Below are 13,730 nucleotides of genomic sequence, written 5' to 3' on the forward strand. Positions count from 1 at the left end.
CCTGGCGGCCCCCTGTCAGGCGCCAGGAACGTGATCAAGACTTTCTGGTGAACGACGCCCCGTGCAAGCGCGAAACGGTCTCAAATCCGCTGGTACGGGGTGGAATTTGTGGCCGGAACCGGCAACCGGTGACCACTTGTGCGGCCCCGCCCGCCGTGCGGCGGGCGACGGTGGGCTGTGGACAAGGTGCGGCCGCCCGCCGCTCCGCCGGGGTGTCCGGGACCACGGCGGCCCGTGGTGCGGCCCGTGGTGAATGGTCCGGTCACCAGGCCGATGATGGCGGTGGCCAGGGGCGGGGCGCGCGGCGACGGGCCGGGCTTTCCCGACTCGTTGCCGTGCGTTCACCGCCTCATGTGGGCGCCCCTGTCCGGAAGGGCGCCTGCTTCGAGGGACGGCTGCTTGGAAGGACGGCTACTTGGAGGGACGGCTACTTGGAGGGACGGCCTTCCTCGTACAGCCAGTCGTTGAAGAACGAGTCGAGCTTCTTCCCCGAGATCCTGTTCGCCGTCGCGACGAACTGCGGCGTCGTCCCGCTGGAGTGGCGGCGCTCCTTCGTCCAGGTCTGGAGGATCTTGTAGAACACGGCCTCGCCGACCTTGCCGCGCAGCGCCACCAGCGTCATCCCGCCCCGGTCGTACACCGAGCGGCCGAACATCTGCTTGCGGCCCGGGTCACCCGGCGGGACGTCCCACAGCTCCCGCGCCATCGGGCTCTCGTACCGCTCGTCGAACTGCTGCCGGACGGTCTTCCCGCCGGTCCGCTCCTCCCACAGCCACTCGGCATAGGTGGCGAAACCCTCGTTCAGCCAGATGTCCTGCCATTTCGTGACGCTGACGCTGTCGCCGAACCACTGGTGCGCCAGCTCGTGCGCGACGATCGTCGGCTGCAGGCCGAACGACCCGTACACCGGACGGGTCTGCGTCTCCAGCGCGAACCCGACCTCCGCGTTGTCGATCAGCCCGCCGGTCGAGGAGAACGGGTACGGGCCGAACAGCTTCGCCCATTCGTCGGTGATCTGGGTGTTCAGCCGGTGGAAGCCGTCCAGGTCCGTGCCGGTGCTCGGGTCCGCCGCGGTGATCACGGAGATGCCGCCCGCCGTCTTGCCCGTCCGGACGCCGAACCGCCCGACGTCGATCGTCGCCAGGTACGTCGCCATCGGCGCCTTGACGTGCCACTTCGAGGTCGTCGCGGCACCCGTGCCGGTGCCCGTGTGGTGGTGCCGCGCGATCGGGCTGACGTCCGGGGTGGGCTCGCCCGGGGGCTCGGTGGGCGGCCCGCTCGGGAAGTCGGGCGGCACGCCGGGCAGGCTCGGCGGCGTGCCCGGCAGGCCGGGGTCGCCGGGCGTCCCGCCGGAGCTCGCCGGCGGCGTCTCCGGCTCGCCGTTGGCGATCGCGGTGAGGCCGGGCGGCACGGTGAGCTCGAAGTCGAACGTGGCCTTGTCGCTCGGATGGTCGTTGCTCGGGAACCAGGTGTGCGCGCCGCTCGGCTGGCACGCCACGAACACGCCGTCCGAGGTGCGGATCCAGCCGTAGGTGCCGAGCACCGGGTCCGACACCGGCTCCGGCGTCCCCGCGTACGCGACGACGGTCGTGAACTTCGCGCCCTTCTCCAGCGGCTTCGCGGGCGTGACCTCCAGCTCGCTCGCGTCGCGCTGCTGCCGCGCCGGGGCGCCGTCGACCGTGATCGACGACACCTCCAGGCCGGTCAGGTCGAGGTTGAACCGGGCGAGCCGCTCGGTCGCGACCGCGGTGATCGTCGCGGTGCCGTCCAGCTGCTGCGGGCCGTTCGGCGTGACCTTCAGCTTCAGCGCGTAGTGCTGGACGTCGTAGCCGCCGTTGCCGTTGCCCGGCACGTACCGGTCGCCCGCCGTCGCCGGTCCCGCCGGACCGGTCGCGGCCGGACCCGGCGGCGGACCGGTCCCGTCGTCGCCGTCCTCGAACGGGGTGAGCTGGCAGGACGCGGTCAGCGACCCCGCGACGGCGAGCGCGGCCAGCCCCGCACCGCCGCGGAACAGCCGCCGCGCGTCACGGGACCGTCTCGCGTTCCGGGACACGACGCGCGCGCCGGCGCCGCTGGAGCTGGGGGAGTTTCCGGCCATATGCACGTTGCCCAGCCTGCCCGTGCCGGGCCCTACCCGGCAACTCGGTCATCAGGCGCAGGCGGCGCAGGCGGGCGCGCAGGAGGCTAGCGGCGGGCGTAAGGGTTGGGAAGACGCGGGTCGGCCTTGACGACGACGGTACGCGCCACCTTGCAGTGAAGCGCCTGCTTGCGCGGGTCCCAGAGGATCCACAGGACGTCGATCAGCCCGATGCACCCGCAGATGCCGCCCAGCACGCTGTAGAACGCCGAACGTCCCACGGCCTGGCCGGTGGTGATCGCCTGCCGGTCGTGCTCGCGGACGACCCGGATCCGCAGCAGCATTTTGCCGAGCGTCTGCCCCCACTTGGCGTGCATCAGCCAGTAGTAAAGGAATCCGAGGACGACGCCGATCGCGTTCGCCGCCGTCTGGCCGCCGCTGTAGAACGAGTCACCGGGCTCCGGGTCGAACACGCGGTTCCAGTCCACGAACGGGAGCGAGATCAGGCTCGACACGACCCCGATGAGGATGAGGTCGACGATGGCGGCGCCCAGCCGCGCCCACCGGCTCGCCAGTCCCTCGGCCGGATCCGCGTAGCCGCCCATGCCGCCGCCATAGGCGGGCGCGGCCCCGTATCCCTGCTGCCCATAGGGCCGTTGCTGCCCGTACGGCTGTTGCCCGTAGGGCTGTTGCTGCTGACCGTATGGATCTTGCCCGGGCTGGGGCTGGCCGTAAGGCTGCTGGCCCCCGTAGGGCGGCTGCTGCTGTTGCCCGTACGGAGGTTGTTCTCCGTACGGAGGCTGTTGCCCCTGCGGCGGTTGCTGTCCGTAGGGAGGTTGCTGCCCGTAGGGCGGTCCGCCGTACGGGCCTGGGCGCTCGGGTTCCTGCCGCCCGGGCTGCCGGTCGTCCGGCTCTCCCCCGGACGCGGGGTCGTTCGGCGGTTGCGTCATGCCGTCAGAGTGGCCGTGCCGCCGCCGTCCAAACCTCGCCGCGTCCGGGGGCAGCGCAATGTTTGCCCGCCGATGATCGGTAAATGATCAAAGGGCCGCCCGGGGGGCGGCGCTCACCGCTGCTTGGCGTACGGGTCCGGCACCCACGGCACCGCCTTCACCACCACCGTCCCGGCGACCTTGTCGTGGAGGGCCTGCCTGCGGTCGTCCCACAGGATCCACGCGGTGTCGAGCAGGCCGACGAGCCCGAGGATGCCCGCGGCGGGCGTGAGCAGGTTGAGCGACGCCGTCGTGAGCGTGATCGCGTAGACGAAGGCCTGCCTGCCGAGGACCTGCCCCCAGCTCACCGCCGAATGGTCGGACGCCTTCACCAGCCGGATGCCGACCGCCTTCTTGCCGAGCGTCTGGCCCCATTTGGCGTGCAGGATCGTGTAGTACGCGAAGCCCACCACGAACACGATGGCGTAGCCGGTCAGCAGCCGCGGGATGTTGTAGAGGTCCAGCGGGTTGGCGATCGGCTCGCCGGACTTCATGGAATCTTCCATCTTGTCCCAGCGGATGGAGAACAGGACGGCGGGCAACGCCACGACGCTCAGGAGCAGGCCGTCCAGGATTCCCGCGCCGAGACGCGCGCCGCGTCCCGCCAGCAAGTCGTGCGGGCCGCCGCCGTATCCGGGGTGCGGCTGACCGGGAGGGCCGTAGGCGGGCTGCGGTGGCGCGCCGTGGACGGGCGGGGCCTGACCTGGCGGGACCTGGCCGGGTGCGGCCGGAGGGGGCGGCGCCTGGCCGGGCTGGGCGCCGTACGTCCCCTGATACGGCGGCGGACGCTCGGTGGTGCCCTCCGCGGCAGGAGCTTCCTTGTTCATGGAGACGTTGCTGCCGGACGCGTCGTCGACCTGCGGTTCAGGGGGCTCCCCGTCGCCGCCCGCGGGCCGGGGGTTCTCAGGCGGTTCACTCATGGCCCACAGTGTGCCGGTAAACACGGCCCTGTGGTGGCCCTGTGGTGAGCGCGGTCCGGCGGTGAACAGGTCTTCTCTCCAAAGGCCACCGGCCCTGGACGCGGGTGCGTCCAGGGCCGGTGGCTCCCCGAGTGACGGGTGGTCTCAGAGGTTGCCGCGGAGCTCCTGCTCGCGCTCGATCGCCTCGAACAGCGCCTTGAAGTTGCCCTTGCCGAAGCCGAGCGAGCCGTGCCGCTCGATCAGCTCGAAGAACACCGTCGGCCGGTCCTGGACGGGCTTGGTGAAGATCTGCAGCAGGTAGCCGTCCTCGTCGCGGTCGACCAGGATGCGGCGCTTCTGCAGCTCCTCGATCGGGACCCGCACCTGGCCGATGCGCTCGCGCAGCTCGGGGTCCTCGTAGTAGGAGTCGGGGCTGGCGAGGAACTCCACGCCCGCGGCCCGCATCCGGTCGACGGACGCGAGGATGTCGTTGGTCGCGAGCGCGATGTGCTGGACGCCCGGCCCGCCGTAGAACTCCAGGTACTCGTCGATCTGCGACTTGCGCTTGCTCTCCGCCGGCTCGTTCAGCGGGAACTTCACCTTGCGGGTGCCGTCCGCGACGACCTTGGACATCAGCGCCGAGTACTCGGTCGCGATGTCGTCGCCGACGAACTCCGCCATGTCGGTGAAGCCCATGACCCGGTGGTAGTAGTCGGCCCACTCGTTCATGCGCTCGACGTTGCCGACGCAGTGGTCGACCGCCTGGAAGAACCGCTTCTCCGGCGGCGCGACGATCGGGTCGGCGGCGGCGAACCCCGGCAGGTACGGACCGGCGTAGTTCGACCGGTCGACCAGCGAGTGCCGCGTCTCGCCGTACGTGGCGATCGCCGCGATCGTCACCTTGCCGAAGTCGTCCTCCAGGACGTTCGGCTCCGCCAGCCCCGTCGCGCCCTTCGCGACCGCGTGCCGGTAGGCGGCGTGCACGTCGGGGACCTCGATCGCGAGGTCGACCACGCCGTCGCCGTGCGCGGCGATGTGCCGGCCGAGCTCGGTGCCCGCCTTCACCGGGCCGCGGAACACGAACCGCGCGCCGCCGGACTCCAGCACGTGCACGGCCTCGTCGGGGCTGCCGTTCTCCGGGCCGCGGTAGGCGACCCTGCGCATGCCGAACGCGGTCGAGTAGTAGTGCGCCGCCTGCTTTGCGTTGCCGACGGCGAAGACGACGGCGTCCATGCCTTTGACCGGGAACTCATCCATACCAACCAATCTCGACATGCGCCTACAAGCTGCGCAAGAGTGGATTGAATCGCTGGACAATCTGTACAGTCAGACCCGGTGACCGCCGGGCGGTCTGTACAGCATGACCACGAGCACGAGCGAGTGGGAACCGGCGGCGGAGAGCGGGAGGCGGCGCGGCGTGGCCATCGATGACCTGGACGGACGCCTGATCGAGCTGTTCACGACCGAGCCCCGCATCGGGGTGCTGGAGGCGTCCAGGCGGCTCAAGGTCGCGCGCGGGACCGTCCAGGCGCGGCTCGACCGGCTGGTCTGCGACGGCGTCATCGCCGGCTTCGGCCCGGAGATCGACGCGGCGGCGCTCGGCTACGGCGTCACGGCGTTCGTGACGCTGCAGCTCAGGCAAGCGGGCGGGCACGATCCCGTGGCGGCGCGGCTCGCGCAGGTGCCGGAGGTGATCGAGGCGCACACGATCACCGGCCCCGGCGACATGCTGTGCCGGGTCGTGGCGCGCAGCAACACCGACCTGCAGCGCGTCATCGACGTGATCGTGGACGTGGCGGGCGTGGAACGGGCGTCCTCGGTGATCTCGCTGGCCACCCAGGTCCCGTACCGGACGCTTCCGCTGGTCCGCGCGGCGTCCACCCGGAGGGGAACGCCCCCCGGCCGCGACGCCGCGGCCCGGCGCGATGCCGCCGAGCGCCGCGGCGGCTCCGCGGAGACGTGGTGAGGCCGGGCGTCTCGGTGGAGATCGCCCGGCCTCATCCGTCACACGCCGCGTGGGAGCTCGTGAAGGCGCGCGGGGGTCAGCCGGCGCCGTAGGGGGTCGCGTCGATGATCTCGACGGTCATGCCGCGGCCGTTCGGCAGGGTGTAGGTGGCCTTGTCGCCGACCTTCTTGCCGTTGATGGCGGCGCCGAGCGGCGACTTGGGGGAGTACACGTCGATCGGGGCGCCGACCTCCTCGCGGGAGGCGAGCAGGAACGTGACCTCCTCGTCGTCGCCCTGGAAGGAGACGGTGACGGTCATGCCCGGGCCGACGACGCCCTCGGTGCGGGGCGCCTCCCCGACGCGGGCGTTCTCCAGGATGCCCTGGAGCTGGAGGATACGGCCCTCGATCTTGCCCTGTTCCTCCTTGGCCGCGTGGTAGCCGCCGTTCTCGCGCAGGTCGCCTTCCTCCCGCGCCGCCTCGATCTTCTGCGCGATCTCGATGCGGCCCGGGCCCGACAGGTGCTCAAGTTCGTTCTTGAGCCGGTCGTACGCCTCCTGGGTCAGCCAGGTGACGTTGTCAGCGCGGGTCTCGGTCACGGGTACTCCTCATCCACATGTTGCGATCTCGCCCGCCCGCCGTGGAGCGGGTGTCACATCGACATGAAGTGCGGCCAGGTGAAACCTCTAGCCTATCCGGTGTGTTCGAGTAAAGGTTCCCTGAACACGGTGCCTGCAATCCGCCAATCGTGTTTCGTCCTTTACCGGGTGTAGGGGCGTCCGGCGGGGGACGAGCCGACGATGAGATCGTCAGACGACGCGGCAGCCGTGGATTCTCGCCCCGGTGGCCCGGCGCGGGGTCTGGAGCGTCGCCGTACCGTCCACGCTGGAGGTTCCGGCGGGCACGACGACCTCCTGCGCGGCGAGCACCGCGAACTTCTCGTCGAAGGCGTCGACGGTGCACCGCACCTCATCGCCCTTCCCCTTGGCCACCGAGTAGTTGATCTCGACGCCGGTGTCGGCGATGTCATAGGTGACCGTCTGCGCGACGATGCCCGGCGTCTGCCCCGCGTAGGCGGCGATGATCCCGAAGCCGCCCGCGGCCAGCGCCGCCACGACGCCGATGACGACCAGCCCGGCGCGGCCGCGCCGGGTTCCGGCGGGGCCCGGACCGGAGTCGCCGGACGCCGCTGGTTTCGACAGGCTCGTCGTCATGGCGGGGAATCTCCGTGCGGTGGGCGGACGTTGTCAGGGACAATTCTCGTCTGTCATCGCGGGTGCCTCGAACCGGGGTCCGCCCATCACGGTCCGAACAGGAGATCCCCACGTGTCCGAGGTCATCGATACGGCGGTCGGCGACGATGCGCCGTCCGTCGACGGCGGTACGGCGGTCAGCGGCGGTACGGCGGTCAGTGGCCGGGCGGCGGGCGGCGGCGCGGAGCCGCTGCGCCTCATGGCGGTGCACGCCCACCCCGACGACGAGTCCAGCAAGGGCGCGGCGACGATGGCCAAGTACGTCGCCGAGGGCGTCGAGGTCCTGGTCGTGACCTGTACGGGCGGCGAGCGCGGCGACATCCTGAACCCGGCGATGGACCGTCCCGAGATCAAGGCCGACATCGGCAAGGTCCGCGAGGCGGAGATGGCGCGGGCGCGGGAGATCCTCGGCGTCGAGCAGCGCTGGCTCGGCTTCGTCGACTCCGGCTTCCCCGAGGGCGACCCGCTGCCGCCGCTGCCGGAGGGCTGCTTCGCGGTCGAGCCGCTGGAATCGGCGTCCGAGCCGCTGGTGCGCGCCGTCCGCGACTTCAAGCCGCACGTGATGCTGACCTACGACGAGAAGGGCGGCTACCCGCATCCCGACCACGTGAAGTGCCACGAGGTGTCGGTGGAGGCGTTCGAGGCGGCGGGCGACCCGGAGCGCTACCCGGGCACCGGCGAGCCGTGGCAGCCGCTGAAGCTCTACTACCACATGACCTTCAACAAGGAGCGGATCCTCGCCCTGCACAACGCGATGGAGGCGGCCGGCCTGGAGTCGCCCTACGCCGAATGGCTGGACGGCTTCGAGGAGAAGAAGGAGAACCGCGCGAGCTGGGACGTGACGACGCGCGTCCCCTGCGCCGACCACTTCGAGACCAGGGACCAGGCCCTGCTCGCCCACGCCACCCAGATCGACCCCAACGGGTTCTGGTTCGTCGTCCCGATGGACGTCCAGCGCGAGGCATGGCCCACCGAGGACTACCATTTGGCCAGGTCCCTGGTCGACACCGAGCTGCCGGAGGACGACCTGTTCGCCGGCATCCGGGAGAGGGTGTGTCTGTAGTGGCCCCGCACGCCGAAGTGCCCGTGCTCGCCGCCGTCCCGCTGAACGACGACACCGTCAGCCCCGGTGTCCTGGGTTTCGCCGTCTTCATCGCGCTGCTCGTCGCGACGGTGTTCCTGCTCCGCTCGATGACCAAGCAGTTGAAGAAGATCCAGGCGCCGCGGGAGGCGGACCTGAAGCAGCAGGAGTGGGAGCGCGCCGAGGCCGCGAAGACGGAGAAGGCGGAGAAGGCGGAGAAGGCGGCCGCCGGGAAGGCCGCCGCTGCCGCGGGGGACGCCGCTAAGATCGACAAGGCCGGGACGGCGCCGGCGGACGACGACGAATCCTGACGTCCTGACGCCCCGCCGCACGTCCCCCGGCTGACACAACGGCAGCACGCCTGACATGAAGCGGGGGCCGCCCATGGCGGACGCGGCGCATCGTCCAGAGGGCTTCACAGCGCCCGGACCGGACCGTCCGCACAGGGTGACCGCGCTGCTGCGAGAGCGCGGCGAGCAGGGCGCGCGGGTCACCTTCTTCGAGCTCTTCTTCGACCTCGTCTTCGTCTTCGCGATCACCCAGCTGTCGCACCTGCTGCTGGAGCACCTCACGCTGCGCGGGGCCGCCGAGACGCTGCTGCTCCTGCTGGCGGTCTGGTGGGCGTGGATGTACACGTCCTGGATGACGAACTGGTTCAGCCCCGACCATCCCGCCGTCCGGCTGGTGCTGGTCGGCGTGATGATCGCCGGGCTGTTCATGGCGGCGATGCTGCCCGGTGCGTTCGGCGACAAGGCGATGTGGTTCGCCGCCGCCTACGTCACGATCCAGGTCGGCCGCACCCTGTTCGCCGTCGTCTGCACCCGGGGGCACGAACTGGGCGCGGGCTTCCAGCGGATCCTGTTCTGGCACGCCGTCCCCGGCGTGCTGTGGATCGCCGGCGCCCTCGTCGACGGCCATGACACCCGCGCCGGGCTGTGGCTGCTGGCCGTCGCCCTGGAGTGCCTCGCGCCGTGGCACGGCTACGCGACACCGCTGCTCGGCCGGGCCAGCACCACCGAGTGGACGATCGACGGCGCCCACATGGCCGAGCGCTGCCAGCTGTTCCTCATCATCGCGCTCGGCGAGACGGTGCTGGTCACCGGCGCGACGTTCGGCGACCACACGCCGACTGCGGCGATCACGGCCGGGTTCGTGTCCGCGTTCGTCGGCACCGTCGCGCTGTGGTGGATCTACTTCGACCACACCGCGGAGGCCGCCGCCGAGCGGATCGCGTCGTCCGCGGACCCGGGACGGCTCGGACGGTCGGCCTACACCTTCGTCCACATCGTCATGGTCGCGGGCATCGTCGTCAGCGCGGTCGCGGACGAGCAGGTGCTGGCGCACCCGGACGGGCATGTGAGCACCGCGTTCGCCCTCGTCGCGCTCGGCGGGCCCGCCCTGTTCATCGCCGGGCACGCGCTGTTCAAGCGGGCCGTCTTCGGCGGGTTCACGCGCGCCAGGATGACCGCGCTGCTCGCCCTCGCCGCGCTCGCGATACCGGCGTTCGCCCTCGACGCGCTCACGCCGCTCGCCCTGCACATCTGCGCGGCGGTCGTGGTGGTGGCGCTGGCGCTGTGGGACGTCCGCGTCAACCGGTTGCAGCTCCGCGAGCGGGTGCCGCTGCCGGGGCCGCTGAAGGCCGGCTGAGAGCCGGTTCGATCGGGGCGCGTCCGGGGAGGACCCTCGACGTGCGCGCGAACTTCGAGGACGCCTACCGGGGCCTCCGCCCGGCGGCGGCCCGGCTGTTCAGGCTGCTGGGCCTGCATCCCGGCGACGACATCGGCCTCGCGGCGGCGGCCGCGCTGGCGGACGTCCCCGAACCCGAGGCCCGCGAGCTGCTGGAGACGCTGACCGGCCGGGAGCTCGCCGCCACGTCCGGCGAAGACCGGTTCACCCTTCCCGGGCCGCTGCGCGGCTACGCCCGCGAGCTGGCGGAACGCGAGGAGACCGCGGCCGGGCGGGACGCCGCGCTCCGCCGCGCCCTCGACCACTACCTCGCCGCCACCGCCGGCCGGGACTCGGCGGCCGGGGAGGGGGAGCTGGAGGCCGGAGGGCTGGCGCTGCTGGAGCGGGAACGCTGGGCGGAGGCGGCCGAGACCCTCCAGGACGGCCTGCGCCGCGCCGAAGCCGCCGGTGACCCGTACGCGATCCTGATGGCCCGCCACAACCTCGCCCGCGCGCTGACCATGACCGGCGACCTCGACCGCGCCATCGACCTGCTCGGCCCTCTCCCGGACGAGTTCGCCGCCCTCCCCGAACCGGACCACTACAACCGGGCCCGCGCGCTGGCGAGCCTCGGCGAGGCGTACCTGCGCGCCCGCCGTCCCGTCGCGGCCACCAACTTCTTCGGCCAGGCCCTGGAGATCATGCGGAGGCAGGGCGCCGTCGACCAGCAGGCCGTGATGTTCGTCCACATCGCCGACGCCGCCCGCCAGCGCGGTGACCAGGCCGCCGAAGCCGCCGCCCTCGACCGCGCCGTCGAGCTCTACGAATCGATAGAGAGCCCGAACTCTGGCCCGCTCGCCGACCGCCGCGCGTCCCTTTCCTGATCCGCCGTCACAGCTTCCCGTGGTCCCAGCTGACGACGCGCTCGGGTTCCATGACGACGAGGACGCGCTTGGCGATCGCCTGCTCGATGCCCGCGGCGACGACCGGGTCGATCGGCTCGCCGATCTCGGGCACGGGCAGCCCCGCCATGCGGGATCCGACCACCATGCCGACCTTCGACCGCGGCTCCGGGTCCTCGATGACGAGACCCCGGCCGTAGAGGGCGACGCCGCGCAGCTCGGCGTACTCCACGCCGTCCTCGACCAGGCACGTCATGGTCGGGTCGCGGCGCAGGTTCAGCACCTTCTGCGACGCCCGGTACGTGGTGAACGCGATCTTGCCGTCGAGCAGCGCGTAGAACATCGTCACCAGGTGCGGGGCGCCGTCCCGGCCGACCGTGGCGACCTGGACCTTGAAGTGCGCGGCGAGATAGGAGGCCACCTCCTCCGGTGCCATCCGGATCTTCTCGCGCTTCCCACCGGCCACGGAGCACCTCCCGCTCGACGACGCGCCCAGCATAACCAAGCGCTTACCCGGGTCCCGGCGGCGGCACCATGGGGGGATGCGCGATCTGATCGTCCTGGGCTCGGCCAGCGCGGTGCCGACCAAGGCCCGCAACCACAACGGGTACCTGCTGCGCTGGGACGGCCACGGCCTGCTGTTCGACCCCGGCGAGGGCACGCAGCGGCAGATGACGCGCGCCGGGGTCGCCGCGCACGACGTGACCTGGATCTGCGTGACCCACTTCCACGGCGACCACTGCCTCGGCGTCCCGGGGATCGTCCAGCGCATCGCCCGCGACGGCGTCGAGCACCCGGTGGACGCGGCGTTCCCGGCGAGCGGCACGGAGTACTGGACGCGGCTGCGGCACGCGGCCGTCTTCCGCGACACCGGCGTCATCCGCGAACACCCGATCTCGGGCGACCGCATGGTCCTCGACACCGGCGGGGCGCCCTTCAGCCTGACCGCGCGGCGTCTCTCCCACCCGGTGGAGGCATACGGCTACCGGCTTGAGGAGCCGGACGGTGTGACGATGCTGCCCGCCGAACTCGCCGCCAAGGGGATTCGCGGCCCGCTGGTGCGGCGGCTCCAAGAAGAAGGCCGCGTGACCACCCCGGACGGCCGGACGGTCACGCTCGACGAGTGCAGCGTCCGCCGCCCAGGCCAGAAGGTCGCCTTCATCATGGACACTCGCCTCTGCGACGCCATCACCGGCCTCGCCCACGGCGTGGACCTCCTGGTCATCGAATCCACGTTCCTCCACCAGGACGCCGCCCTGGCCTCCGAATACGGTCACCTCACCGCGGCACAAGCAGCTAAAGCCGCCACGGCCGCGGGCGTCCGGCACCTGGTCCTGACGCACTTCTCCGAGCGGTACCGCGCCGAGGACGAGCAGCTCTTCCTGGACGAGGCGTCCGCCCATTTCGCCGGCGACATCACCCTCGTGCACGACCTGGACCGGATCCCGCTGCCGTCCCGCCGAAAGCCGCCAGAGCAAATCGAACGGGACCGGCTAACCGGCCGCGATCTTGGGCAGGAGTCCGGGCATGGCTGACGAAGTGGATGTCGTGGTGATCGGTCTCGGCCCCGGCGGCGAGGACGCCGCCGGACGGCTCGCCGAGGCGGGCCTGTCCGTCGTCGCGGTGGAGTCGCGGCTGGTCGGCGGCGAATGCCCGTACTACGCCTGCGTGCCCACCAAGATCATGGTGCGCGCCGCGGGGCTTCTCGCGGACGGCGGCCGCGTCCCCGGGATGGCGGGCGTCGCCGACGTCCGTCCCGACTGGGCGCCGGTCGCGGCCCGGATCCGCGACGAGGCGACCGACGGGTGCGACGACAAGACCGCCGCCGACCGCCTCACCGGCAAGGGCGCCACGCTGGTCCGCGGCGAGGGCCGCATCACCGCCCCCCGCGAGGTGACGGTGGACGACCGCGTGTTCCGTGCCCGCCGCGGAATCGTCCTCAACACCGGCACGTCTCCCACGGCCCCGCCCATCGACGGCCTGGCCGGCACCCCGTACTGGACGAACCGCGAGGCCGTCCAGGTCACCGAGGTTCCCGCGTCGCTCATCGTGCTCGGCGGCGGCGTCGTGGGCGCCGAGATGGCGCAGGTCTTCTCCCGCTTCGACACCCGCGTCACGGTCGTCGAGGCCGCCGACCGTCTCCTCCTCAACGAGGAGCCGGAGTCGAGCGCCCTGATCCGCGACGTCTTCGAGCGCGAGGGCATCGGCGTCCGCACCGGCGTGAAGGTCACGGCCGTCAGCCACGAGAACGACGAGTTCACCATGCACCTCGGCGACGAGACCCTCGCCGCCGACCGCCTCCTCGTCGCGACCGGCCGCCGCCCCAACCTGAAGGGTCTCGGCCTGGAGCACGTCGGCCTGGACGAGAACGCCCGCAGCGTCCCCGTGGACGGCCACCTCCGCGCCGCCGACGGCGTCTGGGCGATCGGCGACATCACGGGCATGGGCGCGTTCACGCACGTCTCCATGTACCAGGCGGCCATCGCCGTCCGCGACATCCTCGGCGAGGAGGGCACGCCCGCCGCCTACCGCGCCGTCCCGCGCGTCACGTTCACCGACCCCGAGATCGCCTCCGTCGGCCTGACCGAAGCGCAGGCACGCGAGCAGAACCTGCCGGTCCGCACCGGCACGTCCCAGATCCCCGACTCGTCCCGGGGCTGGATCCACAAGGTCGGCAACGACGGTTTCATCAAGCTCGTCGAGAGCACCGAATGGGGCACCCTGGTCGGCGCCACGGCCGCGGGCCCCTACGCGGGCGAGATCCTCGGCTTCCTGTCCGTCGCCGTCCACACCGAGACCCCCACCGCCGTCCTCCGCGAAATGATCTACGCCTACCCCACCTTCCACCGCGCGATAGAACCCGCCCTGGCAGACCTGGCGAGCCGCTCGGGGTGAGTTCGCGCGTCGGTGCGGGTGGAGG

The 13,730-nt window shown here is 71.7% G+C and carries 14 protein-coding genes; 7 read left to right on the top strand and 7 right to left on the bottom strand.

Annotated elements, in window-relative coordinates; all coding sequences use genetic code 11:
* Nucleotides 1-427 precede the first annotated feature (427 nt).
* The 4 genes from ACH34S_RS33870 to hppD all read right to left on the bottom strand — a co-directional run bounded on the left by ACH34S_RS33870 (nt 428) and on the right by hppD (nt 5,222).
* The gene (locus ACH34S_RS33870; RefSeq protein WP_395957211.1) at nt 428-2,098 is read right to left on the bottom strand and encodes a M1 family metallopeptidase; all 1,671 of its coding nucleotides are present in this window, start codon (nt 2,096-2,098) and stop codon (nt 428-430) included.
* Nucleotides 2,099-2,184: 86 nt separating this feature from the next.
* Nucleotides 2,185-3,027 (bottom strand): RDD family protein, encoded by an 843-nt coding sequence (locus ACH34S_RS33875; protein ID WP_395956956.1) that lies wholly within the window; start codon nt 3,025-3,027, stop codon nt 2,185-2,187.
* Nucleotides 3,028-3,140: 113 nt separating this feature from the next.
* Complete coding sequence (locus ACH34S_RS33880) at nt 3,141-3,986, bottom strand: RDD family protein (protein WP_395956957.1); 846 nt, start codon at nt 3,984-3,986, stop codon at nt 3,141-3,143.
* Between the two features lie 144 nt (nt 3,987-4,130).
* Nucleotides 4,131-5,222: a 4-hydroxyphenylpyruvate dioxygenase gene (gene hppD, locus ACH34S_RS33885; RefSeq protein ID WP_395956958.1), complete on the bottom strand. Its 1,092-nt coding sequence runs from the start codon at nt 5,220-5,222 to the stop codon at nt 4,131-4,133.
* A gap of 103 nt (nt 5,223-5,325) precedes the next feature.
* Here hppD and ACH34S_RS33890 point away from each other — a divergent pair, with 103 nt between their 5' ends.
* Entirely contained in the window at nt 5,326-5,931 is a 606-nt protein-coding gene (locus ACH34S_RS33890) for an Lrp/AsnC family transcriptional regulator (RefSeq protein ID WP_395956959.1), read from the top strand.
* Nucleotides 5,932-6,007: 76 nt separating this feature from the next.
* Here the strand turns inward: ACH34S_RS33890 and greA are convergent, their stop codons facing one another.
* Nucleotides 6,008-6,508, bottom strand: coding sequence for a transcription elongation factor GreA (gene greA, locus ACH34S_RS33895; RefSeq protein ID WP_395956960.1), 501 nt, complete (start codon nt 6,506-6,508; stop codon nt 6,008-6,010).
* 210 nt (nt 6,509-6,718) lie between these two features.
* Nucleotides 6,719-7,123: a DUF4307 domain-containing protein gene (locus tag ACH34S_RS33900; RefSeq protein ID WP_395956961.1), complete on the bottom strand. Its 405-nt coding sequence runs from the start codon at nt 7,121-7,123 to the stop codon at nt 6,719-6,721.
* A gap of 238 nt (nt 7,124-7,361) precedes the next feature.
* Between ACH34S_RS33900 and mca the strand changes: the two genes are divergently transcribed.
* Genes mca through ACH34S_RS33920 form a run of 4 tightly spaced genes read left to right on the top strand, consistent with a single transcriptional unit; the run spans nt 7,362 to nt 10,792 of the window.
* Nucleotides 7,362-8,225, top strand: coding sequence for a mycothiol conjugate amidase Mca (gene mca, locus ACH34S_RS33905; RefSeq protein ID WP_395957212.1), 864 nt, complete (start codon nt 7,362-7,364; stop codon nt 8,223-8,225).
* On the top strand, nt 8,216-8,554 hold the full coding sequence (locus ACH34S_RS33910; RefSeq protein WP_395956962.1) for a hypothetical protein: 339 nt from the start codon (nt 8,216-8,218) through the stop codon (nt 8,552-8,554). Before mca ends, ACH34S_RS33910 begins: the two co-directional genes overlap by 10 nt.
* Before the next feature lie 55 nt (nt 8,555-8,609).
* On the top strand, nt 8,610-9,890 hold the full coding sequence (locus ACH34S_RS33915; protein ID WP_395956963.1) for a low temperature requirement protein A: 1,281 nt from the start codon (nt 8,610-8,612) through the stop codon (nt 9,888-9,890).
* Between the two features lie 41 nt (nt 9,891-9,931).
* Nucleotides 9,932-10,792, top strand: a complete 861-nt coding sequence (locus ACH34S_RS33920; protein ID WP_395956964.1) for a hypothetical protein — start codon at nt 9,932-9,934, stop codon at nt 10,790-10,792.
* Nucleotides 10,793-10,799: 7 nt separating this feature from the next.
* Here the strand turns inward: ACH34S_RS33920 and ACH34S_RS33925 are convergent, their stop codons facing one another.
* A complete protein-coding gene (locus ACH34S_RS33925; RefSeq protein WP_395956965.1) occupies nt 10,800-11,276 on the bottom strand; it encodes a pyridoxamine 5'-phosphate oxidase family protein in 477 nt (158 codons plus the stop codon).
* A 76-nt stretch (nt 11,277-11,352) separates the two neighbouring features.
* Here ACH34S_RS33925 and ACH34S_RS33930 point away from each other — a divergent pair, with 76 nt between their 5' ends.
* Together ACH34S_RS33930 and ACH34S_RS33935 are read left to right on the top strand one after the other, a co-directional pair.
* A complete protein-coding gene (locus ACH34S_RS33930) occupies nt 11,353-12,345 on the top strand; it encodes a ribonuclease Z (RefSeq protein ID WP_395956966.1) in 993 nt (330 codons plus the stop codon).
* Entirely contained in the window at nt 12,338-13,705 is a 1,368-nt protein-coding gene (locus ACH34S_RS33935; protein WP_395956967.1) for a dihydrolipoyl dehydrogenase family protein, read from the top strand. The genes ACH34S_RS33930 and ACH34S_RS33935 overlap by 8 nt, the downstream gene beginning before the upstream one ends.
* The last annotated feature ends 25 nt before the right edge of the window (nt 13,706-13,730 follow it).

Source organism: Actinomadura sp. 3N508 (genome assembly GCF_044326375.1).
Classification (GTDB): domain Bacteria; phylum Actinomycetota; class Actinomycetes; order Streptosporangiales; family Streptosporangiaceae; genus Spirillospora.